This is a genomic window from uncultured Rummeliibacillus sp., from assembly GCF_934216135.1.
Lineage (GTDB): Bacteria > Bacillota > Bacilli > Bacillales_A > Planococcaceae > Rummeliibacillus.
In genome coordinates this window covers 108,459-132,659 of the sequence record NZ_CAKQBI010000002.1, presented here as the reverse complement: position 1 = coordinate 132,659, position 24,201 = coordinate 108,459, and the positions used below count along the sequence as shown (strand labels likewise).

Below are 24,201 nucleotides of genomic sequence, written 5' to 3'. Positions count from 1 at the left end.
ACCCCTTCATTGAAGATCAATCAATTCATATAACGATTCATAATACGTAATTGGTCGAATTTTTTGATAGACTTTTGATCAACACGTTTCCCAATCCTAACCATTAAGCAATTAGCGGGATGGGAGGAAATCTCAGGATCATCTGTTGCCGCGACTTCCAATCCTCCTGCCTGCATCATTTTTTCCATAACTTTTCGGTATTGCCAGACATTCAATCCAGTTCTTTTTAAGTCCCAATGCCAATAATATTCTGTTGTAATGACAATATAATCCTCCATAGCATCATCCATCATTGCTACTTGTAAAATGCTTTTTCCTACACCTGTTCCACGAAATTCGGGGGCAACCTCTATAGCACCTAATTCTATTAGATTCTCCATATTGCCTTCTGACCAACGCTCGAGAGGATCAGGATAAAGAAAAGTTGCATATGCAATGATTGTGTCATTTAATCTTGCAATAATCATTCGTCCCTCTGGAAGCTTCGAAATTTCTATAATGGCAGCAAATTGTTGCTCAGGTATTCTAAAAGCGGTCAAACCTTCATGGAATTTGAGTCTTTGAAGCACATTGGTTGGTACTGGGCCTTCCACTAAAATCGTTCCGTTGGGGATTTCAATTTTTTTTGAATTATATTTTCGCAGATGCTCCATATATCCACATCCTTATTTTACTGTTTTAATTCATTATACATGAGTAAAGTAGAAAAAAACTTCATAAATGAGAATATTTTGTGTACTTGTGTTGCTTCGCTAATCGTTGTAAATGAGTAGAATGCCTATTTGACTTTTCATCCACACTGCCAATTCATAAGAAAAGAAGGACATTACATATTAGTCGTTTAAAATATGTAATGTCCTTCGTATTGTGCTTATTTAATTGCTTTCTTTTAACAATTATTGACCGTCTTCTTCAGGTTTAGGATTTACATTATTGTTACCACCGTTGGCTCCTGTGCCACCTGAGTTATTTGAATTTCCGGATCCATTTGAATTTCCATCTGAATTGCCCGATCCGTTTGAATTTCCGGATCCATTTGAATTATTTGACCCGTTTGAGTTATTATTACCGGAATTATTATTAGAATTACCGGCATTGTTATTGGATTGGTTTGAGTTATTCGAGTTGTTTGAGCTATTCGAATTTCCAGGTCTGTTAGAATTACTACTATTGTTAGAGTTAGTGTTATTAGATCTAGAATTATTTTGTTTTTCCTTCTCTTTTTCTTTTTCTTTCTCTTTTTTCTCTTTTTCTTTTGCACCAAATAGTTTTGAATAGTCTCCACCAAATGGACTTAACATTTTTTGTTTAAAGGCATTCGATAAACCGCCTCCAGAAAATGCTGTTTCAGCACCAGGTAGCATTACATTTGCGTTGAATAAATCTGTTCTTGCATTTCCTGAGCATGCATTTGTAAGAGCATTACCTGTTATGCCACAGAACGTTTGGCTAACAACGCCAGCAGGTTGTGTGAATGTTTTACCATTAGCAGTAGCTAATTTTGGATTTGTATCGTAAACTGCATTCATCAATCTTGCCCATAGAAGGTTTATCCGTGTACTTGGTTGACCGTAAACACCATTAGCTTGGTATAACGTTTTAGGTTGGTCATACCCCATCCAAACACCTAAAGAAATATCTGGGTTGTAACCGACTAACCATACGTCTTTATATTCTTGAGATGTACCGGTCTTCGCGGCGAAATCTGCTCTGAATTTTAAATTGCTATTCGCGGTTGTACCTGTACCTTGTTTTAATACATCACGTAGCATATCTGTTGTGATATAAGATGTTTGTTTACTATAAACAGTTTTAGATTTCACTTTATGTTTATAGACTGTCTTACCGTTGCTATCTACAATTTTAGAAATCATATAAGCATCAACAAATTTGCCTCCATTTGCAAATGTTGCATATGCATTTGTGTTTTCTTCAATTGTGACACCATTTCTTAAAGCACCGATAGAAGTTGCATAGTTTGTGTAATCACTATCATCTAAACTTGTAAAGCCATTTCTCCTTAATAATCCAGCGGGTCTGTGGTTAATGATTTGTGCATACAACCGAATAGCTGGTAAGTTTTGAGAATCTTTTAAAGCCTCGCGAGCTGATATTAAGCCACGTTCATCTGTTTCAGTATAGTTAGAAGGTGACCATCCATTTATGCTGAATTTAACGTCTGCTACAGGGCTACCCGCACCGATGACACCATATTGAATGGCAGGTGCATAGACAAGTAAAGGTTTCATAGTAGAGCCGTTTGAGCGTTTTGCTTGTGTAGCGTGATTCGTAGCCTCTAATTTATGGTCTCTACCACCGACAAAACTTAAAATTTTACCTGTCTTATTTTCGATGACGATACTACCGACTTGAACTGGATCAGGAACATTCGTTACTTTACCCGTTTCAGAATCTGTCACTTGTTTAGTGAAAGTTGCACCATAATATGGGAAATTATCTTTTACCTTTTGCATCGTATCATACATTTTTTTATCAATAGTTGAGTATATCTTATATCCTTTTGAACGTAATTCACGATCTGCAAGGATTTTATATTTTTCTTTCAGTTTAGCTTCATGGGATAAACGATCAACATCAATGCCATCTTTTTTAGCTAGAATCTTAGCCATAATCTCTTTTGCACGATTTTCAATTTCATATGTTACATATGGATATTTTTCTTCAGGACGAACTTCTGGTTTACGGAAATCCTTTTTAATGTTGTATTTTAAAGCTTTCTTATATTGTTTTTCCGTAATATAACCTGTTTCATGCATACGATATAAAACCGTCTTCATTCTGTTAATGCCAAGTTTTAAATTATCTGCGTCTTTCAGTTTTCCGCTTTGTGTAAAAGGTGTATAGGCATAAGGAGATTGTGGAATCCCCGCGATATATGCAGATTGTGCAAGATTTAGGTCTTTCGCACTTTTATTAAAAAGTCCTTCAGCAGCTGTCTCAACACCAGCAATATTACGCCCACTTGCATTTCTACCATAAGGAATAACGTTTAAATAAGCTTCCAAAATCTCGTCTTTGGTCATAAAGTGTTCTAAACGCATAGCTAAGAGTAATTCTTTTGCTTTTCGTTCATAAGAAACTTCATTGGTCAAAACTTGGTTTTTTATTAATTGTTGTGTCAATGTGGAACCACCAGTTTGAGTATTGGAGTTACTCACATCTTGCAAAATCCCACGTACGACTGCTTTAGGTACAATTCCGTTATGTTGATAAAAGTACTCGTCTTCAGTGGCTAATACTGCATTGATGACATTAGGTGATACTTTTTTTAATGTTGTCTCCTGTCTTTCTAAGTCTGTCCTCATTTTCCCTAGATACTTATTACTAGCGAAATAGAGGGTACTCGTTTCTTCGTAGTTAAAAATTGTGTTACGCATTTCAGTCTTGGGACGTAATGGTTCGTCTTTTACAAGCGAAGCGAAGTAACCAGCACCGATTGAACCAACAAAAACAAATCCCATTGAAACAAATAGTATAAAGATTAAAACTAAATTCCAAGCGACACTCGAAGTAATGCGGAAATATTTCATCCATGTGGTTTTTGATAATTCATCAATTTTTTGATTTATATTGGCTATCCATTCTTTCATCTTTTTGATCACTCGACCAATGTCAAAACTCTAAATCTCTATATAAATATATAAAGATTGATGATGCATTTTTGACAGAAGCCTACCTCCTTTAAATGTTTTCAATGAAATAACCATTGTTGCATCCATCAATGATTTTTCTATACAGTTATTATTGTTTTAGAAGAATGCTAATTCTATGATGTTTTGTCAGATGATTAATAGCTAAGCCATTAATCATCATGAAGCTAATTGAATGTAAAATAGAAATATAGCAATATTGATATATTTGTTATATGTTCAGATTTTACATATTCTGTTGCAATTATTCCTTTCTACAACAGCGTTATTTAAGCACTTTTTTCTGAAGATAACTATACTTTCAAAATTTTTTTGAATAACCTTCTAAAATATTGTCTATTATACCATAATACGAAATGACAATAATAATACTTATTGACAACTACTTAAAATGAAGTACAATAGTCATTAATATAGTTTTCTTGCGTTGAACGATGCGCAGTAGTGATCCTATTCCCTGTATAGAGAGCTAGCGGTTGGTGAAAGCTAGTCAAAGTATGGACGCGAATTACACATCTGGAGCGAGAACGTAGCCGCTGCGATAAAGCGATTGAAGCGGAAGAAAAGTATTTTCTTCAAGCTGGGTGGTACCGCGTTAAATTTGACATTAACGTCCCTGCACATAGTTGTGTAGGGGCGTTTTTATTTTCATTTATAAGTTCTAGGAGACCTAGATGCAGAAATCAAAAAAATTTGAGGAGGAAATTTAAATGACAAACGCACTAATTGAAGATTTAAAATGGCGTGGTTTGTTGTACCAACAAACAGATGCTGAAGGAATGGAAAAATTATTAAACGAGGAAAAGGTTTCTCTTTATGTGGGAGTTGATCCGACTGCAGACTCTATGCATATTGGTCATATTGTCCCTATGTTGACTTTACGTCGTTTCCAAAAAGCTGGTCATCGTCCTATTCTTCTAGTAGGTGGTGCAACAGGTATGATTGGGGATCCATCTGGTCGCTCAACTGAACGTAATCTCCTTACAACAGAACAAATTGACCATAATGTAGCAGGTATTAAAAAACAACTTGAACGCATTTTTGATTTTTCTGGTGATAAAAATGGTGCACAATTAGTGAATAACTATGGTTGGGTAGGAAAGTTAAGTGCAATTGAATTTTTACGTGACTACGGTAAATTGATTAATATTAACTACATGTTAAACAAAGATACAATTTCTTCACGTTTAGAAACAGGATTATCTTTTACTGAATTTACTTACACAATCATCCAAGGTATTGATTTCAATCATTTATACGATCATTATGGCGTGCGTATTCAAGTTGGAGGCTCCGATCAATGGGGGAATATCACAACAGGTCTTGAAGTCATCCGAAAAACACATGATGAAGATGCAAAAGCATATGGAATTACAATTCCGTTAGTAACAAAATCTGATGGTACAAAATTCGGGAAAACAGCTGGTGGCGCCATCTGGTTAGATCCTGAAAAAACATCTCCATATGAATTCTACCAATTCTGGTTAAATACAGCTGATGCAGATGTCGTAAAATACTTAAAAATCTTCACTTTCTTAACTCGCGAAGAAATAGAAGGGCTAGCGCAAAAAGTTGAAACTGAACCACATTTACGTGAAGCTCAAAAAACACTTGCATCTGAAATGACAAAACTCATTCATGGTGAAGAAGGACTTGAGCAAGCTCTTCGTATTACAGCAGCATTATTCTCTGGAGATTTAAAATCACTTTCAGCAGAAGAAATGAAAGTTGCATTTTCAGGCGTTCCTTCCGTTGAACTTAAGAAAGAAGATAAAAATATTGTTGAGCTATTAGTGGAAGCTAAAATTTCATCTTCTAAACGCCAAGCTCGTGAAGATGTTACAAACGGCGCCATTTCTGTAAATGGTGAAAAAGTCAAAGATCTAGATTATGTAATCGATGCAAAAGATCGTATGGAAGATTCATTTGCGATTATCCGACGTGGTAAAAAGAAATATCATATGGTTAAATTTAACTAAATCTTTATAGAATACGCATTCTATGGTTTCTATTTAAAAAGGGTGGCTTAAAGGAAGTTTTTATTACCTTTGAGTCACCTTTTATATTTAGAAATGGGATTGGAGGAACAAGTAGTGAGTGATCGATAAACAAATAAGATATGCATATGGTATTGGTCAACGGGATATTATAAGCTTTTTAGTTTTTCGATAATTTTCACGGCATTATTTGGATCATATCCAAGTACCCATTGACCATTAATGCATGTTTGTGGAGCGCCAAGGCGTCCCGTCTTTTCCATCAAAAATTGAGCTATATGGGGATTGTTGTGAATATTGACCACTTTAAAGTCTATATTTTGTTCTTTTAAGAAATTTTTCATCAGTTCGCAATAGCCACAGTTAGTTGTTGAATATACTGTTACATCTAATTCCATGAATATTCTCCTTTATGTGAAATAAATAATGCATACACATTTCATTTTAAGAACAATATACTATTAGGGGTATTTAAATGCAATGTATTTATTTCCTATCTCAATTCTTGACATTATACTATAAGGGGGATAATATCGGTACGAGTTATACATAAAGTTTGTAAGGGGTGAACATATGGAATACAATGATCAAATTCGAAATCGTTTAAAACGATTAGAAGGACAGTTAAAAGGCGTTATTCGAATGATTGATGAGGGAAAAGACTGCAAAGATGTAGTGACTCAATTATCTGCTTCACGTTCTGCTATTGATCGCACGATTGGTTTAATCGTAAGTACAAATTTAGTACATTGCATGTCAGATGAGGAGCGATCACAGGGAAAGGATAAAGAAGTACTAATCAAGGAAGCGGTAGATCTACTAGTAAAAAGTCGATAATAACATAAAAGTAAGTGAGTAGCTTTTAGGTATGACAATCATTAAAAATCTATTTCCGATTAAAAAGGTAAAAACTAACTTTTAAATTTCCATATAATAAAAGGAGAAAAAATAAAATGAAAACTATTACACCCGAAGAAGTATTAAAAAAAATAGACGAAGGACAAGAAATTAACATTATTGATGTTCGTGAACCTGAAGAAACAGCTACTGGAAAGATTAGTATTGCGCAAACAATTCCATTAGGTACACTTGATTTCCATTTAGATGAATTAGATAAAAATCTAGAATATATTATGGTTTGCCGCTCTGGACGCAGAAGTGCACAAGCAACATCGTTTTTAGAGGAAAACGGATATAATGCTACTAACATGGAAGGTGGAATGTTAGCTTGGGAAGGACCAATTGAATAATTGGTAAATACCTAAAAATAGTGTGAGTTGCAGATTAAATACTGGTCTGCAGCTCTTTTTTGTATAGGTAGTAATATAGATTTTATATAGTATACACTTAACAGGCCAGGCAATAAATAACCTGGCCGATGCATTGTTGAAGAATATAATATTACAAAGAAATCAGCACCGAGTTATTATCTTCTTCCCCAATGACGTGGATGACAGCAACCTTTTTGAGGCATACCACAAATAGTATTTGTTTCATAACATTCATTTACTACGGACTCTGTGTGAGGGAAATAATGTTGGTTGTGAATAACGTGCTTATTGACTGTTGTAGTATGACTTGGATGAATATGTGGAACTACTGTGTTCATAACGTTTGTTCTTACCATTTCTCTTGTTGGCGAAACTCGTGCTGGATCATACTGTGTTGGTAAAGTTTGCGTTGGTCCCATATGAGCTGGAAACATTTGATTTGGAGAGTAATTAGGCATCATTCCTTGATGACAACTTTCACCAAATTGACCGCAATTTCTGTTGTGCATTTTATGACCTCCTTTGTTTTAAGGTATTTGTCATTTATAACATATGAAAGCCCTGATAATAGAAGTAGTTGTATGCCTACTTGTATTATAAATAAACAAAATTTTAGATTGATACGTTTTAAGAACATAAAAAAACCTTGTAACCGTATAAAACGGAAACAAGGTTTTGAAATATATCTTTTGAAATACTCGAAGACTAACGAGAGTAGTATTCGACGATGAATGATTCGTTGATTTCAGCAGATAATTCGCTGCGTTCTGGAAGACGTACAAAAGTACCTTCTTTTTTGTCAGCGTCTAATGAAAGATATTCTGGTACAAAGTTGTTAACTTCGATAGCTTCAGTTACAACATCAAGGTTTTGAGATTTTTCACGAAGAGAAATAACTTGACCTGGTTTTACGCTGTATGAAGGGATGTCAACGCGTTTGCCATCAACTAAGATGTGACCATGGTTTACTAATTGGCGAGCAGCACGACGAGTGCGAGCTAAACCAAGACGGTAAACAAGGTTGTCTAAGCGAGTTTCAAGAAGGATCATGAAGTTTTCACCATGAACACCATTCATTTTACCAGCTTTAACGAATAAGTTGTGGAATTGACGTTCGTTCATACCATACATATGACGAAGTTTTTGTTTTTCTTGTAATTGTAAGCCGTACTCAGACAATTTTTTACGTTGAGTTGGGCCGTGTTGTCCTGGAGCGTATGGACGTTTTTCGATTTCTTTACCAGTACCGCTTAAAGAAATGCCTAAACGACGAGATAGTTTCCAAGATGGACCTGTATAACGAGACATTTAGAGTCCCTCCTATTGGTTTTTTATTTGGCATAAAATAAAAACCAGATGTATTTAGCTCCACTGTCATTTTATTTTCATGTATCTTCGCTCTTGCAGCCGAAGAGTTACGCAATACACCGTCTACATAAGTAGAGGAATAAAATGAAGCAATAAAACCATACAACCGCTGCGTTTATTTTACACAAATTACATTCTATCTTCTATGAATGCAAGTGTCAAGGAAAATTACTTTTTTCATTAATAACTAGAGTTCCTACTTTTTGAAAGCAGGAATATAGATGGATTTTTTCTAATCATAAGTTGAATTCAAAATGTTTAACGGGTAGTTTGGATAAATCTATAAAATATCTAGTAAATTTTCATGTGGTATAGATGTTGATAAACATCACAGATATAAAACTAATAGTCATTTATAATGGCATTTATGCTATTATGTAAAAAATACAGATTGTTTATAGTTTAAAAGACTCATTTGATGTATACTGGAATAGTAAAAAATATTTACATACTGTATCAAAGAAAAAAGGTGATGGAAAGTTGCGAAGTCTACAAATAATGCAAAGTATTAAAAGTCAGATGCTTGATTTGTGGATAGAAAATGCTAAGAAACCACTTACTGCAGTTGAGTATTTAGAATTGTTTAAAGGAATCATGAGTAAAGAATTTAATATTAATAAAGTTGAATATTTAAGCATTGAAAATGACGTATTATATCCGCTATCCACTTCTAGTGATGGCTATTATATTTCCAATGGCATTCCATTTCTATTGGTTGAACCTTATTTAAATCATAGACATCATTTTCCTAATCGACTAGTTAACACATTAAAGCATTATTTTGATTATGCTGGTGATGTTCTTATATTAAAAGATAACTGTGATAAGGAAAACTGTGACAAGATAGGGATGATTATTTTAGAAGAATCATCATTATGGAATTCTTTTGCACAAACTCCTTTCGTTGATGAACTAGAGAACCTATTACGCGATACAGTTAAAATGATAAAAATTACACAAAATATTATTTATGAGAAAAAGTTAAGTCAAGAACTATTTGAAATGACTGAAGTATTCCATTCAACAATGGATGTTGATCATATTTTAGAAGCAATGATTCATGGTGTAAAAAGAATTTTCCCGAAATTCCCTTCGAAATTGATATTATCAAATGATCAAGACCGCATTAAAATAGAAGATGTATATGTCTTTGATTATTTATTGGAACGTCCATCAACAATAGAAGCGTTTGTATCAGGAGAAATGACGATTGAACATGCTACCGATATTAATAATCGTCTTTTAAATGCACCTATTAAAGGAAAGCAGGGAATATATGGTGTTCTGCAAATTTTTGCTCCAACTGAATATCGTTATAGTTCGAGAGAAAAAAGATTTATACAACATTTAACTAAAACTTCAGGAAACGCACTCGAAAACGCCAAACTTTACCATCAATCTCATCGTTTAGTTTCTGATTTGCAAATGATTAATGAAACATCCCAACGATTGAATATGAAGTTAAACAAGGAAGAAATATTATCTTTTCTGACTAAACAATTGAAAAGGTCATTTGAACCTTCTGAAATTTGTTTTGCTTTACTAAATGAAGATGAATTTCAAAATGCTAATGGAACTACAGCGTTCTTTTATCGAAAAGAGTCAAAAATTTACTGCGATTATATTTCAAATCATTTTAGTAATTCAGTAGATCCTTTGTTTGTCGCAGAATTTGATAGTCTAGTCGAAGAAAAAATACCGTATAATTCCATGATGGTAGTTCCAATTATTGTTAGAGAAAAAGTACAGGGATATTGTGCAATTTTACACCAAGATTCCTACTATTTTTCATTTGATAGTTTTAAATTAATGCAATCGCTCATCAGACACTCATCTTTAGCCATTTCAAATATTCTTTTACGTGAACAATTACAAGAAATGGTAGACCGCGATCATTTGACAAAGTTGTATGCACGAGAATATTTAGAACGCTATATTGAAAGTTCAATGAGCGAAGATAATTGTGGGACGTTCGTATTGTTAGATATTGATAATTTTAAAATGGTTAATGATACATTTGGACATCAAATGGGTGATTTAATCTTACAGTCAATTGGAGAACAATTACAACTTTGTATACAAGATGAAGGAATTTGTGCTCGGTGGGGTGGAGAGGAAATGGCCATTTATCTACCGAGTAAGAAAGCAAATGAAACGGTTGAAATTGTCAATCACATTATTAATCTAATTCCAAGTGTAACAGAACCATCGGTTACGTTATCCTCAGGTATTTCAGAATGGCATAATGATTTCAAACTTTCATATAAAAGGCTATTTCAGAATGCAGATGTCGCATTGTATAAGGCAAAAAATTCAGGCAAAAACAGATATTGCTTATTTAATAGTGAATATTCAAAAGAAAAATAATATCATTTACGTGACTTATTAAAATTATTATAAAGATTAATTTTCTCAAAATTCAAATATAGATGATTTGCGTTATATAGTAAAAAACCATAGAAACCCAAAATAATGTGGATTCTATGGTTTTTACTTTTTAGTATGGTGCACAACTGAGAAAAAATTCTTTTACAAATAGAGATGCTTTGTCAAGATAGTAACAAATTGTTCCAGACCATCCTGATCTTCTGTTGAAAATCGATTCTTAATAGGACTATCAATATCAAGTACGCCGAAAAGTGTTTGCTCTTTAACAATAGGAACGACAATTTCAGATTGAGAGGCACTATCGCAGGCGATATGTCCAGGAAATGCATGAACATCCTCTACAACAATTGTTTTTTGTGATTCGGCAGCAGTACCACAAACCCCTTTTCCAAATGGAATGTGAACGCAAGCAGGAAGCCCTTGGAATGGCCCTAAAAGTAACTCATCATTTTTTGATAAATAAAATCCGCACCAATTAATATTGTCTAGGAATTGGTTAAGAAGAGCAGAGGCATTACTTAAATTAGCAACGTTATCAAATTCACCTGCTAGTAAGGCATCTAATTGTTTGGCTAATAAATTGTATTTTGCTTTTAAATCGTTACTATAGTTCATAATATCTTTCCTCCGAATTAGTCTTTTAAAATTAGTTGTTTAATGGAAATATTTCATCATAAAATTGATGCAAATCAGCAACTTGGTGAGCATCTGAACCAAAAACCAATGGTATATTTAATGATTTTGCATATTGAATATACGGTAGTGGAGGGTAGGATTCTTTGCAAAATTTCTTTGCAAGTCCAGCACTATTTACATCTAGTTCACAGTGATTGTCAGCCATAAGCTGTAGAACTTGTTTAATATGTTCATCATCATTAATAGATTCTCCGTGCGCAAGTTGGAATTTGTGGATTAAAGTAGGATGTCCGATTCGTTTTGGCTTATATTTTCCAAGATCCGCAGAGATTGATTGTTTTAATGTTTCATAGTATAAATCATATACTGCTTGAACAGAACCTAATTTGTTTGCAAATTCTAAAAAAGTATCTTCTGAATAATCAATACATGTATATTCATCATTATATTTTAGGAAATGTACTGATAATATTGCATCATCAATTTGAGGGCCTACTATGTTTAAAAAACTAGTCGTCTCTGTTTCATATCCTACGATATAGTCAACCTCGAAACCAATGCGGATATGTATGTTTTCTTTGTATTGTTCTTTTAATGTATTAAGTTCATCTAAATATGAAATTAGTTTATGAGGGTCCATACCGCTATCTTTTTCAGGTGTAGGATCAACAAAATTAGTAGGTAACGGTGCATGTTCTGTAAAAGTTATATCTTTGAATCCCAATTTTATAGCTTTTTTGATATAATTTTCTATAGTATCATTAGTTCCGTGTGGACAATATTGGGTGTGAATATGTGCATCTCTTTTCAAAAAAAATCCCTCCATTTAAAAAAAATAGTCGAATTACTGAGAAATTTGTAAGAAATCTCTTTAAAGGGTAAACAAAATACCCAAAAACATGGTACTATTAAGCATAATTAGAAGCTGAAAAATTGATTTTGGGACAAGGGGGCTTACGATGAAGTATATCATTCCTACCATCATCGTACTATGTGTAATTTTAGCAATTGTCTTTATTTTTCGTCGGAAACATAGAAATGAAATTGAAAGACTTGACCAAAAGAAACTACAGATACAAAATAAGCCAGTGCTAGAAGAGCTAACAAAAGTTAAAGCGTTGAACATGAATGGGCAAACTGAAGAAATGTTCGAGCGTTGGCGCAATAAATGGACAGAGCTTATGGATGTAGAAATGCCAAAAATTGATGTCCTTTTATTTGATGCTGAAGAACAAGTAGATAAATTTCATTTTGGTAAAGCTACAGAGATTGAAAAGGAAATTGAATCTCGCATCACAGAGTATGACCAAGAAATGGTGAAAATTTTAAAAGAATTAGATGAGTTAATCGGTAGTGAAGAAAGAAATAGAATCGAAATTGAGCAAATAAAAGAACAATATCGATCTGCACGTAAGACATTACTAGCGCATCAATATTCTTATGGACCAGCAGCAAATCCAATTGAAAAAAGATTAGAGAAGTTCAATCCTCAATTCGAAGAATATGATCAGTTAACAGCTTCTGGAAATTATTTAAACGCACGTGAAATCGTTGTGAAACTTAATGAGGAAGGACAGGTACTCTTTAAACTAATCAACGAAATCCCTGCATTATTGACGGAGATTCAACATAAAATCCCATCTGATATTCACGAAATCCGTAATGGTCACCGGGAGATGGAAGAACAATCTTATTTCCTAGCGCACCTAGAAATTTTGGAGAAATTAGATCGTATCGAAGAGAATCTAGTTGAGTTTAAACAAAAAATTGCAGAACTTGATATTGCATCTGTTCAACATAGAGTTGTTGAGATTAAAGACGAAATTGAATCTTTTTATGATGCACTTGAAAAAGAAGTTATCGGTAAAAGATTCGTTGAAAACAATTTTGCAGAAATTGGAGAGTTGCTAGAATCAGCTATTGAAGCTACAGAAAAAACAGCAAAAGAAGCTGATACTGTTCAAAAAAGTTATCGAATATCTCAAAAAGAAGCAGATGTTCCTGTCAATTGTAAACAACAGTTACTATCTTTACGACAAAATTATGAATTATTGTCTATAGAAGTACAAGAAGAACAATCAGCTTATTCAAGCATGGAAGAAGTTTTAAAAGAACTAAAAACATCTATTGAGCAATTATTTGAAGAGCAAGAGCAATTTGCTGACCGTATGAAGAGCTTGCGAATAGATGAGAATAAAGCAAGAGCAACATTAAATAATCAAAAAAAATTGCTGCACGAAACAGAACGTATGCTACATAAAGCAAATTTACCTGGGATACCAGAAGAAATGGATGCAAGATTAGAAGAAGCAGCTGAAAGAATTTTTGTTGTTGTCAATAATCTTCAAGAGATTCCACTTAATATGGAAACAGTAAACAAAAATCTTGAAATTGCAGAGAAATGCATTGTTGATGTACATAGTTCAGCAATTGAAATGCTTGAAAATGTACAATTGATTGAACGAATTATACAATATGGCAATCGTTATAGAAATTCGAATCCTGCTATGCACCAACAACTTTTAGAGGCAGAAGATGCATTTAGAGAAATGCGTTATACAAAAGCTTTAGAGTATGCTGCAACTGCAGTAGAAGCTGTTGAACCAGGTTCTATGAAAAAAATTCAGGTACTTGCCAAAAGCGAGGTATGACGTTCATAATAAGAAAAGCATTAAGCCACCGCACGGTTCTGTGCTGGTGGTTTTCTTTTGGAAGGAAGGGAATACAATGATTTATCTAGATCATAGCGCTACAACCAAACCAGACCCAGCTGTTTTGCAAACATTTATCCAAGCAAATGAACGTTTTTATGCAAATCCAGCATCTCTTCATCAAATGGGGGTTGAAGCAAATACATTATTATCTCGTTCAAGAGAACAAATTGCAGATATTATAAAAACATCACCACTACAAATTATTTTCACATCTGGAGGATCTGAGTCCAATAATTTCGCGATTAAAGGATTAGCAAGAGCGAACAAACATCGTGGTAAAAAGATACTTGTGTCAGCTATTGAGCATGCTTCTGTTTTAGAAAGTGCAAAAGCATTAGAAAATGAAGGATTTATCGTTGAATATGTTAATGTAGATGAAAATGGTGTTATTTTAATAGATGATTTAAAGAAAAAGCTAACAAAGGATACGGTTGTTGTTAGTATTATGCATGTAAATAATGAGATGGGTGCTGTTCAACCAGTATCAGAAATAGCCAAAATTGTGCATCAAAATAGCCGTGCATTTTATCATATGGATGCTGTCCAAAGTTTTGGCAAAATTCCTGTACAATTTAATGGAGAAGATGGTCCAGATGCAATTACTGTATCAGGTCATAAAATAAATTGTTTAAAAGGAACTGGCTTTTTAGCATTACGTAAACAGGTGAAAATCCAACCTATTATTCATGGTGGTGGACAAGAGATGGGATTTCGTAGTGGCACTGTAGCAGTACCACAAGATGTTGCATTAGCCAAAGCCGTGCGCTTAGCAACTGAAAAACAACCCCAAAAAGCAGCTCAATATAGTAAATTGAGAGATGAGTTGCACGAATTCTTTAAACAGTTCCCATATGTAAGAGTCCTTTCTAGTAGTCAGGGTGCTCCACATATTATTAGTTGTGCAGTACAAGGATTAAAAGGGGAAATACTAGTTAATGCGATGCAACATGAAGGGATTATTATCTCAACATCAAGTGCATGTTCATCAAAAGACCATACTATTAGTCATGTAGTAAAAGCAATTCAAGTTGAACCATCTTATGAAAAAGGTGTTATTCGTATGAGTCTAGGTGAAGGAATTTCTGATGAAGATATTGCATCATTTAAAACAGCTTTTTCTAAAGTAATGCACCAAGTAAAGGAGTTTTAACCAAATGAAATGGCATGAAATTTTAATTCGTTACGGAGAAATAACAACAAAAGGTCGTAACCGTAAATTATTCATCAATCGATTAAAAGAAAATTTACGCTATACGTTCGCTGATATTCCAAATTTGCGAATCCGTTCAGAACGTGACCGCATGTATTTGAGCAGTAATGTAGATACTGAAATGGAAGAACTAATTGAACGATTACCCCATATTTTCGGTATTCACTCGTTTAGTCCAGTTGCACAATGTGAACCTACAATTGAAGCAATGAAAGAATTAGCAGTCGAAATTGTAAAAGGAATGGATTATAAAGGAAAAACATTTAAAGTAAATGCAAAAAGATCTTTTAAAAAATTCCCTATGGACACATATGAACTTCAACAAGCTATTGGTAGCCACGTATTAGGAACGCTCCCTGGCATGACAGTTCAAATGAAAAAACCTGATATTGAACTTCGTGTAGAAGTTCGTGAAAAAGCTGTATATATGATGGTAGATGTCATACATGGTGCAGGTGGCTTGCCAATCGGTTCAAATGGTAAAGCATTATTATTACTTTCCGGAGGCATTGATAGTCCTGTTGCAGCTTATTATATGATGAAACGCGGAGTAAGAGTAGAAGCAATCCATTTCTTTAGCCCACCTTTTACAAGCGATCAATCTTTAGGCAAGGTTAAAGAATTATGTGAAAAAATCAGTCGATTTGGTGGTAATATCCGCTTACATGTTATACCTTTTACTGAAATTCAACAAACCATTCAAAGTAGTGTACCTGAAAATGTTACAATGACATCTACTCGAAGAATGATGATGAAAGTTGCGGATATCGTTCGAAAAGAAATAGATGCGAAAGCAATTGTTACAGGAGAAAATCTTGGACAAGTGGCTAGCCAAACATTAGAAAGCTTAGCTGCGATTAATGATGTGACTACTACACCTATTTTACGTCCATTAATCACATTTGATAAATTAGAAATAATTGAAGTAGCCCAAAAAATTGGTACGTATGAAACTTCAATTCGTCCATTTGAAGATTGTTGTACAGTATTTACACCAGCAAATCCAAAAACAAAGCCTAGAGTAGAAAAGATGAATTATTATGAGAGCTTCACAAATTTCGATGAAATGATTGAAAAGGCAGTTAAAAATCGTGAAATTCATACATTCCCTAAAAAGAAAACAGATGAATTTCTAGACCTACTCTAAATAAGAATATATTTCCTGAATATTTGTTGTATGTTTTTTCACCTCCAGCACATTCTATATGCACAAGGAGGTGATTCACATGTCAAACAACTCAAGTTCAAATCAATTAGAAGTTCGTGGCGCAAAACAAGCCATTGACCAAATGAAGTACGAAATCGCACAAGAATTTGGTGTACAGCTAGGCGCAGATGCATCAGCGCGTGCTAACGGATCCGTTGGCGGAGAAATCACAAAGCGCTTAGTTGCAATGGCTGAACAACAGCTGAACGGTTATTCTAAATAACTAAAGTAAAAAAAGAGCCGAGGAAGAATTCAAAAGAATTTTTCCTCGGCTTTTCACTTTAGCAGAGGATAATTTATTTTAAATCTGAATTAGGGTTTTTTAATTGTACGCACTTATTATTTCTTATAACTAACAAAAAATGCTTTTTAACTTTCATTTATATCCATATCTCAAATTTTTAAAACATCAGTGTATGATATTTTTTAAATCGCACATTCTATATTTACAAAGGAGGTGATTCACATGTCAAACAATTCAAGAAGCTCAAATCAATTAGTAGTTCGTGGTGCACAACAAGCTGTTGATCAAATGAAGTACGAAATCGCACAAGAATTTGGAGTGAGTCTTGGAGCAGATGCATCGGCGCGTGCTAACGGATCCGTTGGCGGAGAAATTACGAAGCGTCTAGTTGCAATGGCTCAACAACAAATGAGCGGAAAATAATTAAAAATTAAATAACTAACACCTATAAATAGAAAGCCAAGGGAGAAATTAAAAAATTCTCCCTTGGCTTTTAATGTTTTGTCTGTTCCCTGAATATATTAAATTTGAGTGAAATCCTTTTATCTTGAAAATAAAAAAATTACTATTGTTCAATTTATTAGTTAAGACCAACTACTAATATTTAGTACTGGTAATTGGTTGTAATGATTCAACACTTTGGATATAATTAATGTGAAATGCCAAACGTTATTCAGGGGGGATTTTTTATGAAACGAGAAGATTTAATTGCACCTGAAGAGTACAATTTAGTAGAAGAGATTGAAAAATTTGCAGTAAATCCAGAGAAAATTGCTATTAAGTTTGAAAATGAGCTTGGCAGTAAAGACTACATTACTTATGACGCTTTAATAAGAAGAGCCAATCAAGTGGCGAATGTTTTTGTAAAACATGGTTTGCAAAAAGGGGATGTAGTACTAATTATGGTGCCGCGCTTAATTGATGCCTATATTACATATGTGGCTGCATTAAAAGCGGGGTTGGTAGTAATTCCAAGTTCTGAAATGTTAAGAGCAAAGGAAATAGATTATCGTTTAGTGCATAGTAATGCAAAGGCAGTAATTGCTTATGAACCATTTTTAGAACAATTTGATCAAGTGAAAAATTTACAAAATGTTCAACAGTACGTTATTGGACAGGGACATGCCTCATGGATTGAAATGATTCAAGAAGCAGAAAAAGAGTCAGAACAGTTTGTAAACGCTAAAACCAAAAGTGAAGATATGGCTTTTTTATCATATACAAGTGGAACAACAGGAAATCCAAAAGGAGTTGTCCATACTCATGGATGGGCATACGCTCATCTAAAAACCGCTGCGGCTCATTGGCTAGATATCCATGAAGGTGATTTAGTATGGGCAACTGCTAGTCCGGGATGGCAAAAATGGATTTGGAGTCCATTTTTATCGGTATTGGGAAGTGGAGCAACTGGATTTGTTTACAATGGAAGATTCCATGCAGACAAATATTTATCATTACTTCAAGAATATCAAATTCAAGTATTATGCTGTACACCTACTGAGTATCGTATAATGGCAAAAGTTGATAATCTATCAGATTATAATTTATCTTCTTTACAAAGTGCGGTTTCAGCAGGTGAACCATTAAATGAAGAGGTAATAAAAACTTTCAAAAAGTATTTCAATCTAGATGTTCGTGATGGATATGGTCAAACGGAAAATACGTTATTAATTGGAAATTTAAAAGGAGCCCCAACAAAACTTGGAGCAATGGGGAAACCAACACCAGGAAATGTTGTGGATGTAGTAGACGAAGATGGACAACCTTGCCCTCCAGGAGTAGTTGGGGATATAGCAGTACATCGATCAACCCCTGCACTATTTAAAGAATATTTGAATGATCCTGAACGTACAGCAAGACAATTCAGAGGGGATTATTATATAACTGGAGATCGTGCAAAAAAAGATGAAGATGGTTATTTCTTCTTCGAGGGGAGAAATGATGATATTATCATAAGTTCAGGTTATACTATCGGACCATTTGAAGTAGAGGATGCATTAGTTAAGCATCCAGAAGTTCAAGAATGCGCAGTTGTTGCTAGTCCACATGAAGTTCGAGGAAATATCGTAAAAGCATTTATTGTCTTAAAAGATGCTTCGAAAGCTTCCAAACAATTAATAAAAGAATTACAGGAACACGCGAAGAATCTAACTGCACCATATAAATATCCTAGAGCGATAGAGTTTGTAAATAGCTTACCAAAAACGTCATCAGGTAAAATACGTAGAATGGAATTACGTGAAAAGGAAAAAAATAAAATCAATATTTAATTGGCTACTAGGAAAAACTCTTATATGAATAAGATTAATACAGATAGGTCACCAATTTGGGTGGCCTTTTTATATGAATCAAAATAATAATGTACGAGATAGTGAGGGGAGTTTGCTTAACATAAAATGTTAGAACAATTTCTTTCATATTTACATTCATTAGTTGAAAAATTATAATTTGGGGATAGGTGTATTAGAAATTGAGGTGGGAATGTGCAAGATGAGAAAAAAGGAATACTTGCATCAATAGGAGCATATTTTTTATGGGGTCTTTTCCCTATTTATTGGAAAGTGATTGAACATGTTTCTAGTGAAGAAATTTTAGCAAGCAGAGTAATTTGGTCATTTGTTTTAACGTTAATATTTGTAGTGTTATTGAAGCAACGAAAAGTATTAGTATCAGATTTTAAAGCATTATGGCATAATCAGAGATCGTTTTGGTTACTCTTTATTGCTGCCTATTTAGTTTCGATTAACTGGTTTATCTATATTTGGACAGTGAACCATAACCATATAGTACAAACAAGTTTAGGATATTATATGAATCCTATAATTTCGATTCTTTTAGGTATTATTTTCTTAAAAGAAAGATTATCAAAATATCAAATTGTTGCGTTTTTGTTTGCAATAATTGGAGTTCTAATCTTATTTGTTTCATATGGACAAATCCCTTGGGTTGCTATTGGATTAGCATTGAGTTTTGGTATATACGGTTTATTGAAAAAACAAATTGTTTTAGATGCAACTCGGGGCTTAGTCATTGAAACGATGTTTATATTGCCTGTTGCGTTAATGTATTATATTTATCTTTATTTCCAGGGAAATATGTCGTTTTTACATGTCGATTTAAAGACGAATTTGTTTTTAATTGGCACTGGAATTGTGACGGCTATCCCTCTTATTTTATTTGCAACAGGGGCTCAAAATATTCCTTTATACTTAGTGGGCTTTATACAATATATTTCACCGACAATGACGTTAATCTTAGGTGTTGTCGTTTATCATGAATCATTTGGAGGAACTGAGTTAGTTTCATTTTCATTTATATGGTTAGCTTTAATGATTTTTTCAATTTCTACTATAGTAGAAGTGAAAAAATCACACAGAATTCATGAAAAGCATGAAACGTTTTGAAATCTTAATCGTATAAATAAATGGAACAAAAAGGAGGAAGATTAATGACAGCAAAACGATGGATTGCTTTGGCAATCGCAGCAATATTAATAGTCGTTTCTACATTTACAACAATATTTTGGTCATTTGTTAAATCAGATATTAAGAAAGAGATTAATTCTGCGTTTAATATGGATGCTACATATAATACAAAGGTTATAAAACAAGGAGATATGGGGAAAAAGGTAGCCGTTTTAACAGTAAACGGGACTATTCAGGATACTGGAGAAACGACTTCTTTATTTAATTCCGAAACGTACAATCACCAATTTTTCATAAAGCAGTTAGATGAAATTTTAGATGACTCTAATGTAAAAGGTGTACTTTTGAAAGTCAATTCTCCTGGTGGAGGTACGAACGAATCAAAACAAATTTATGAAAAACTAGAGCAAATAAAAAAGGAACGGAATATACCTATATATGTTTCGATGGGATCTATGGCCGCTTCTGGAGGATACTACATTTCTGCCCCTGCAGATCAAATATTTGCTGATGAAGAAACAATTACAGGATCTATTGGTGTAATCATGCAAGGAATGGATTATAGTAAACTAGCTAAAAAATATGGTATTGAATTTAATACTATCAAAACTGGACCGTATAAAGATATTTTAAATGGTTCAAGAGAAATGACTGCAGCAGAACGTAAATTATTGCAAGACATGGTGAATGATTCGTATGAACGATTTGTTAATGTGGTAGCTGATGGACGTGGCATGTCTAAAAAAGAAGTAAGAGAAATTGCGGATGGTCGCATTATGAATGGCTCACAAGCTGTGGATGCGGGACTGGTCGATAAACTAGGGTATAGCGAAGACGCGCTTCAAGCTCTTTTGAAAGACAATGATCTTGAAGGGGCAGAAGTTTATGAATATAAAGAGCAAGGTGACTGGTCATCACTTTTATCTTCTAAGGTAAATACATTAGTTGGTAGTTCAGCCGAAAAAGAGGCTATAACCAAATTGTTAACCAAAAATAGTGCACCTCGTATGATGTATTTGTATGGTGAAGAATAAGGAGGGCTAGAAAGATGGCAGAAACAGTTAATGTTAGAGCACTAAGCCCAGAACCAATGCAAATAAAAAAAGTAAAAGATTACCGATTGAAGACAGCAGGATTTTGGACTAGATTTTGGGCATATTTGATTGATTTAATCGTTATCTCTTCTCTAACGTCAATATTAGTAAAACCTTTATTTTTGTTAATCGGTTGGGAGGATTTAGAAATTCTTCATCTTTCCCTTTATGGATCAGTTACTAGTTTTATATTTTATATCTATTTTGTTTTAATGACGAAACTCTGGGGACAGACTATAGGGAAAATGGCGCTTGGTATTCGAGTTGTTTCTGAAAACCAAAAGCCTTTAACTTGGGGAACTGTGCTCTTCCGTGAATGTATTGGTCGAATTATATCGGTTACAGTTAAAATTCTTTATATAATTGTTGCGTTCACCCCATGTAATAAGGCAATTCATGACTATATTGCAGATACAATAGTTGTGCATGAAAATACATTTGAGGAAAGAGAAAAAGAAATCGCGGTAGAAATTAAACAGGAACAAAAAGAAACGGAATTTTAAGAAAATTAATCAGAAAATACAATTCAAAACAAACATAAGGCGTGAAAGTTGCAAGGGCGAGAAGGATTCAAGTAATATTGTTTAGAGGAGGCGTTGAAATGGTACAAGTAACATTTATTAACAACCCAGTAACATTAGTCGGACCAGAAATTAAAGTAGGTGACAAAGCACCTGATTTTACTGTATTATCTACAGACTTAACAGAAAAACATTTATCTGATTTTGAAGGTAAAACTATTTTAATTAGTGTTGTTCCATCATTAGACACAGGTGTATGTGATGCACAAACACGTCGTTTTAATGAGGAAGCTACTGCATTAGGAGAAGATGTTGTAATCTTAACAATTTCATGTGATCTTCCTTTTGCGCAAAAACGTTGGTGCGGTGCAAATGGCATCGAAAACGTCCACACTTTATCAGATCATCGTGACTTATCATTTGGAGATGCATACGGTGTCCATATGAAAGAATTACGTTTACTTGCTCGTTCTGTCTTTGTTATTGATAAAGATGGCAAAGTTTCTTATGTTGAGTATGTATCTGAAGGTACAAACCATCCGGATTATGATAGCGCATTAGCTGCTGTTAAATCACTTACTAAATAAGTTAACTTGATGTCAGGAAATAATATGAAACCCACTCGAGTAGGATTGAGTGGGTTTCAGTTTTGAGGGAGAAAAAAATGGAAACTATTGAAAAATTATTTTCTTTTATCGATGAATATTCAGAAGAAGTGGCAAAAGAACATAATATTACTTACTTAGAAGGTGTTCTTGAAACATTAAATACATGGTTAGATGGAGATAGAAAACCTAGTATTAACGAACTTTCTAAAGAGGAAATTCGTAAGGCCATCCAGTTGGCAATTTTAAAGGGAATGCGTAAAAGTGCACAGCCTAATCACCAAATGACGCCAGATTCACTTGGGCTATTATTAGGCTATTTTGTTGAACAATTTTACGAAAAGGAATTCAAATCTGATGAGAAAATTACTGTGCTAGACCCAGCAATTGGTACAGGGAATTTATTATTAACAGTTATGAATTTAGTAGGAGATAAAATTGAAGGAACCGGCGTAGAAATTGATGACTTGTTAATTCAACTTGCAGCTGCATCAGGCGAATTAGAAAAGCAACCTATTTCTTTGTATTGCCAAGATGCATTAGAAAATTTATTGATTGATCCAGTTGATGCCGTAATTTGTGATTTGCCGGTTGGATATTATCCGAATGATGAAGTTGCAAAGCAATATGAGGTCAAATCATCTGAAGGGATGACATATGCTCATCATTTATTTATTGAACAATCATTAAAATATGTAAAAGATGGCGGTTACCTTTTCTTTTTAGTACCAGACCATATATTTGAGTCTGAACAATCTTCTATTTTAAACAAATTAATCACTTCAAAAGCTTGGATACAAGCAGTCGTACAATTACCTGAAGAGCTATTTTCAAACAAAGCACATGCAAAAAGCTTATTTATATTGCAAAAGAAAAATGATACAGGTGAAGCAGTAAAAGAAGTATTGCTTGCAAAAGTTCCTAATATGAAAAACATAAAAGCATTAGAACTTTTCTTTGCAAAAGTTAGAAAATGGAAAAAAGAACAAAAGAAATTTTAACAGAAGAATGTTTCCGTTTATTGTTAAATACCGACATAATAAAAGCTTACAGACAATGTAACATGATCTGTAAGCTTTTATTATGTTCGAAATATAAAATGTAAAGAAAACCCACTCCAATTATGAAGTGGGTTATCAAACTTATTTTTCTTCAATAACTGAATCTGTACGAACAACAAGCACATCGCATTTAGCAGAACGTACAATACTTTCAGAAACACTACCGATTAAGAATCTTTCTACAGCATTAAGTCCAGTAGCACCACAGATGATTAAATCTGCTTCTACTTTTTTAGACACTTCTCTTGTAATAATTGTTTTAGGTGATCCGTATTCAATTAATACGTTTACATTTTTAACGCCTGCAGCTTCTGCTTCTTTTTTGTAGCCTTCTAGCAATTCTTCAGCGAACTCTTGTGCACGTTCTTGGATGGAACGATCATAAGCTTCAATAGCGGCAAATGAACGAGTGTCAATAATATTAACTAAGTTAAGAGTTGATTTGTTACGATTTGCTACGGCAATTGCTTTCTTAAATGCATATTCCGCTTCTTTTGAGCCATCTACTGCAACAACAATATTATTATAAGTTAATGCCATAATAAATTCCTCCTTTATATAAATCCATTATAACATTTTTGTTTAATAAATACTTCCTCATTTTCCAAGTTCGAAAATTCGTAATATCTTATAATGCTATGAAAACAGAGGGGTTATGAAGGATTTAAGAGATTTATAATTTCCAATATGTTCATAGTGTTATCCTAAAAAAAGAAATTTTCTAAATTATTAACAAATTGATTTTGAAATCTGATACAATGAACTTGTTTTTATGTTGTCACAAGATTA

General features: G+C 33.7%; 23 protein-coding genes and 1 other annotated feature. Of the genes, 15 read left to right on the top strand and 8 right to left on the bottom strand.

Translation table 11 applies throughout. From position 1 onward, the window contains the following. Positions 1-20: 20 nt before the first annotated feature. Together Q0977_RS02280 and Q0977_RS02275 are read right to left on the bottom strand one after the other, a co-directional pair. The gene (locus tag Q0977_RS02280; protein WP_299510220.1) at positions 21-653 is read right to left on the bottom strand and encodes a GNAT family N-acetyltransferase; all 633 of its coding nucleotides are present in this window, start codon (positions 651-653) and stop codon (positions 21-23) included. A gap of 243 nt (positions 654-896) precedes the next feature. Next, complete coding sequence (locus Q0977_RS02275; protein WP_299510218.1) at positions 897-3,611, bottom strand: transglycosylase domain-containing protein; 2,715 nt, start codon at positions 3,609-3,611, stop codon at positions 897-899. Between the two features lie 478 nt (positions 3,612-4,089). Then, positions 4,090-4,292, top strand: a binding site (T-box leader). 89 nt (positions 4,293-4,381) lie between these two features. On the opposite strand from Q0977_RS02275, the gene tyrS reads away from it, so the two are divergent. Continuing rightward, a complete protein-coding gene (tyrS, locus tag Q0977_RS02270) occupies positions 4,382-5,650 on the top strand; it encodes a tyrosine--tRNA ligase (RefSeq protein WP_299510216.1) in 1,269 nt (422 codons plus the stop codon). A 167-nt stretch (positions 5,651-5,817) separates the two neighbouring features. Here the strand turns inward: tyrS and Q0977_RS02265 are convergent, their stop codons facing one another. After that, the gene (locus Q0977_RS02265) at positions 5,818-6,066 is read right to left on the bottom strand and encodes a glutaredoxin domain-containing protein (RefSeq protein WP_299510214.1); all 249 of its coding nucleotides are present in this window, start codon (positions 6,064-6,066) and stop codon (positions 5,818-5,820) included. A gap of 175 nt (positions 6,067-6,241) precedes the next feature. On the opposite strand from Q0977_RS02265, the gene Q0977_RS02260 reads away from it, so the two are divergent. Beyond that, positions 6,242-6,505, top strand: coding sequence for a metal-sensitive transcriptional regulator (locus Q0977_RS02260; protein ID WP_299510212.1), 264 nt, complete (start codon positions 6,242-6,244; stop codon positions 6,503-6,505). Between the two features lie 116 nt (positions 6,506-6,621). After that, positions 6,622-6,918 (top strand): rhodanese-like domain-containing protein, encoded by a 297-nt coding sequence (locus Q0977_RS02255; protein WP_299510210.1) that lies wholly within the window; start codon positions 6,622-6,624, stop codon positions 6,916-6,918. Positions 6,919-7,094: 176 nt separating this feature from the next. On the opposite strand, the gene Q0977_RS02250 is transcribed toward Q0977_RS02255, so the two are convergent. Together Q0977_RS02250 and rpsD are read right to left on the bottom strand one after the other, a co-directional pair. Continuing rightward, positions 7,095-7,397 (bottom strand): CotD family spore coat protein, encoded by a 303-nt coding sequence (locus tag Q0977_RS02250; protein WP_255416303.1) that lies wholly within the window; start codon positions 7,395-7,397, stop codon positions 7,095-7,097. Positions 7,398-7,644: 247 nt separating this feature from the next. Continuing rightward, positions 7,645-8,247 carry a 30S ribosomal protein S4 gene (gene rpsD, locus Q0977_RS02245; RefSeq protein ID WP_119415081.1) on the bottom strand — a complete coding sequence of 201 codons (603 nt, stop codon included), beginning with the start codon at positions 8,245-8,247 and terminating at the stop codon, positions 7,645-7,647. A 540-nt stretch (positions 8,248-8,787) separates the two neighbouring features. On the opposite strand from rpsD, the gene Q0977_RS02240 reads away from it, so the two are divergent. After that, complete coding sequence (locus Q0977_RS02240) at positions 8,788-10,674, top strand: sensor domain-containing diguanylate cyclase (RefSeq protein WP_164489571.1); 1,887 nt, start codon at positions 8,788-8,790, stop codon at positions 10,672-10,674. Positions 10,675-10,836: 162 nt separating this feature from the next. Here the strand turns inward: Q0977_RS02240 and Q0977_RS02235 are convergent, their stop codons facing one another. Further along, positions 10,837-11,310 carry a GAF domain-containing protein gene (locus Q0977_RS02235; protein ID WP_299510206.1) on the bottom strand — a complete coding sequence of 158 codons (474 nt, stop codon included), beginning with the start codon at positions 11,308-11,310 and terminating at the stop codon, positions 10,837-10,839. A gap of 31 nt (positions 11,311-11,341) precedes the next feature. After that, entirely contained in the window at positions 11,342-12,142 is an 801-nt protein-coding gene (gene hisJ, locus Q0977_RS02230; protein WP_299510204.1) for a histidinol-phosphatase HisJ, read from the bottom strand. A 148-nt stretch (positions 12,143-12,290) separates the two neighbouring features. On the opposite strand from hisJ, the gene ezrA reads away from it, so the two are divergent. The 11 genes from ezrA (at position 12,291) to Q0977_RS02175 (ending at position 23,352) form a co-directional block, all read left to right on the top strand. Then, positions 12,291-13,982 carry a septation ring formation regulator EzrA gene (ezrA, locus tag Q0977_RS02225; protein ID WP_124217765.1) on the top strand — a complete coding sequence of 564 codons (1,692 nt, stop codon included), beginning with the start codon at positions 12,291-12,293 and terminating at the stop codon, positions 13,980-13,982. 76 nt (positions 13,983-14,058) lie between these two features. After that, on the top strand, positions 14,059-15,195 hold the full coding sequence (locus Q0977_RS02220) for a cysteine desulfurase family protein (RefSeq protein ID WP_299510201.1): 1,137 nt from the start codon (positions 14,059-14,061) through the stop codon (positions 15,193-15,195). A 4-nt stretch (positions 15,196-15,199) separates the two neighbouring features. Continuing rightward, a complete protein-coding gene (thiI, locus tag Q0977_RS02215) occupies positions 15,200-16,402 on the top strand; it encodes a tRNA uracil 4-sulfurtransferase ThiI (protein ID WP_119415087.1) in 1,203 nt (400 codons plus the stop codon). A 79-nt stretch (positions 16,403-16,481) separates the two neighbouring features. Next, the gene (locus Q0977_RS02210) at positions 16,482-16,685 is read left to right on the top strand and encodes an alpha/beta-type small acid-soluble spore protein (protein WP_119415088.1); all 204 of its coding nucleotides are present in this window, start codon (positions 16,482-16,484) and stop codon (positions 16,683-16,685) included. Positions 16,686-16,928: 243 nt separating this feature from the next. After that, complete coding sequence (locus tag Q0977_RS02205) at positions 16,929-17,129, top strand: alpha/beta-type small acid-soluble spore protein (protein ID WP_119415089.1); 201 nt, start codon at positions 16,929-16,931, stop codon at positions 17,127-17,129. A gap of 266 nt (positions 17,130-17,395) precedes the next feature. Beyond that, positions 17,396-18,976, top strand: coding sequence for an acyl-CoA synthetase MbcS (locus tag Q0977_RS02200; RefSeq protein WP_119415090.1), 1,581 nt, complete (start codon positions 17,396-17,398; stop codon positions 18,974-18,976). A gap of 213 nt (positions 18,977-19,189) precedes the next feature. Next, positions 19,190-20,110: an EamA family transporter RarD gene (rarD, locus tag Q0977_RS02195; protein WP_299510197.1), complete on the top strand. Its 921-nt coding sequence runs from the start codon at positions 19,190-19,192 to the stop codon at positions 20,108-20,110. Between the two features lie 44 nt (positions 20,111-20,154). Further along, positions 20,155-21,165, top strand: a complete 1,011-nt coding sequence (gene sppA / locus Q0977_RS02190; protein ID WP_119415092.1) for a signal peptide peptidase SppA — start codon at positions 20,155-20,157, stop codon at positions 21,163-21,165. A gap of 14 nt (positions 21,166-21,179) precedes the next feature. After that, entirely contained in the window at positions 21,180-21,728 is a 549-nt protein-coding gene (locus Q0977_RS02185) for an RDD family protein (RefSeq protein WP_233548029.1), read from the top strand. Positions 21,729-21,826: 98 nt separating this feature from the next. Beyond that, positions 21,827-22,333 (top strand): thiol peroxidase, encoded by a 507-nt coding sequence (tpx, locus tag Q0977_RS02180; protein WP_299510194.1) that lies wholly within the window; start codon positions 21,827-21,829, stop codon positions 22,331-22,333. A gap of 77 nt (positions 22,334-22,410) precedes the next feature. Continuing rightward, on the top strand, positions 22,411-23,352 hold the full coding sequence (locus tag Q0977_RS02175; RefSeq protein WP_124217764.1) for a class I SAM-dependent methyltransferase: 942 nt from the start codon (positions 22,411-22,413) through the stop codon (positions 23,350-23,352). A 141-nt stretch (positions 23,353-23,493) separates the two neighbouring features. On the opposite strand, the gene Q0977_RS02170 is transcribed toward Q0977_RS02175, so the two are convergent. Further along, a complete protein-coding gene (locus Q0977_RS02170; protein WP_119415095.1) occupies positions 23,494-23,952 on the bottom strand; it encodes a universal stress protein in 459 nt (152 codons plus the stop codon). Positions 23,953-24,201 lie beyond the last annotated feature (249 nt).

What these genes read in the sequence shown, in the direction of transcription:
- tyrS (WP_299510216.1), top strand. Translation starts at nt 4,382, where the DNA reads ATGACAAACGCACTAATTGAAGATTTAAAATGGCGTGGTTTGTTGTAC.
- tpx (WP_299510194.1), top strand. Translation starts at nt 21,827, where the DNA reads ATGGTACAAGTAACATTTATTAACAACCCAGTAACATTAGTCGGACCA.
- Q0977_RS02200 (WP_119415090.1), top strand. Translation starts at nt 17,396, where the DNA reads ATGAAACGAGAAGATTTAATTGCACCTGAAGAGTACAATTTAGTAGAA.
- Q0977_RS02280 (WP_299510220.1), bottom strand. Translation starts at nt 653, where the DNA reads ATGGAGCATCTGCGAAAATATAATTCAAAAAAAATTGAAATCCCCAAC.
- Q0977_RS02220 (WP_299510201.1), top strand. Translation starts at nt 14,059, where the DNA reads ATGATTTATCTAGATCATAGCGCTACAACCAAACCAGACCCAGCTGTT.
- Q0977_RS02235 (WP_299510206.1), bottom strand. Translation starts at nt 11,310, where the DNA reads ATGAACTATAGTAACGATTTAAAAGCAAAATACAATTTATTAGCCAAA.
- thiI (WP_119415087.1), top strand. Translation starts at nt 15,200, where the DNA reads ATGAAATGGCATGAAATTTTAATTCGTTACGGAGAAATAACAACAAAA.
- ezrA (WP_124217765.1), top strand. Translation starts at nt 12,291, where the DNA reads ATGAAGTATATCATTCCTACCATCATCGTACTATGTGTAATTTTAGCA.
- Q0977_RS02255 (WP_299510210.1), top strand. Translation starts at nt 6,622, where the DNA reads ATGAAAACTATTACACCCGAAGAAGTATTAAAAAAAATAGACGAAGGA.
- Q0977_RS02185 (WP_233548029.1), top strand. Translation starts at nt 21,180, where the DNA reads ATGGCAGAAACAGTTAATGTTAGAGCACTAAGCCCAGAACCAATGCAA.
- Q0977_RS02250 (WP_255416303.1), bottom strand. Translation starts at nt 7,397, where the DNA reads ATGCCTAATTACTCTCCAAATCAAATGTTTCCAGCTCATATGGGACCA.
- Q0977_RS02265 (WP_299510214.1), bottom strand. Translation starts at nt 6,066, where the DNA reads ATGGAATTAGATGTAACAGTATATTCAACAACTAACTGTGGCTATTGC.
- Q0977_RS02175 (WP_124217764.1), top strand. Translation starts at nt 22,411, where the DNA reads ATGGAAACTATTGAAAAATTATTTTCTTTTATCGATGAATATTCAGAA.
- Q0977_RS02205 (WP_119415089.1), top strand. Translation starts at nt 16,929, where the DNA reads ATGTCAAACAATTCAAGAAGCTCAAATCAATTAGTAGTTCGTGGTGCA.
- Q0977_RS02170 (WP_119415095.1), bottom strand. Translation starts at nt 23,952, where the DNA reads ATGGCATTAACTTATAATAATATTGTTGTTGCAGTAGATGGCTCAAAA.
- sppA (WP_119415092.1), top strand. Translation starts at nt 20,155, where the DNA reads ATGACAGCAAAACGATGGATTGCTTTGGCAATCGCAGCAATATTAATA.
- Q0977_RS02210 (WP_119415088.1), top strand. Translation starts at nt 16,482, where the DNA reads ATGTCAAACAACTCAAGTTCAAATCAATTAGAAGTTCGTGGCGCAAAA.
- Q0977_RS02275 (WP_299510218.1), bottom strand. Translation starts at nt 3,611, where the DNA reads ATGAAAGAATGGATAGCCAATATAAATCAAAAAATTGATGAATTATCA.
- Q0977_RS02260 (WP_299510212.1), top strand. Translation starts at nt 6,242, where the DNA reads ATGGAATACAATGATCAAATTCGAAATCGTTTAAAACGATTAGAAGGA.
- rpsD (WP_119415081.1), bottom strand. Translation starts at nt 8,247, where the DNA reads ATGTCTCGTTATACAGGTCCATCTTGGAAACTATCTCGTCGTTTAGGC.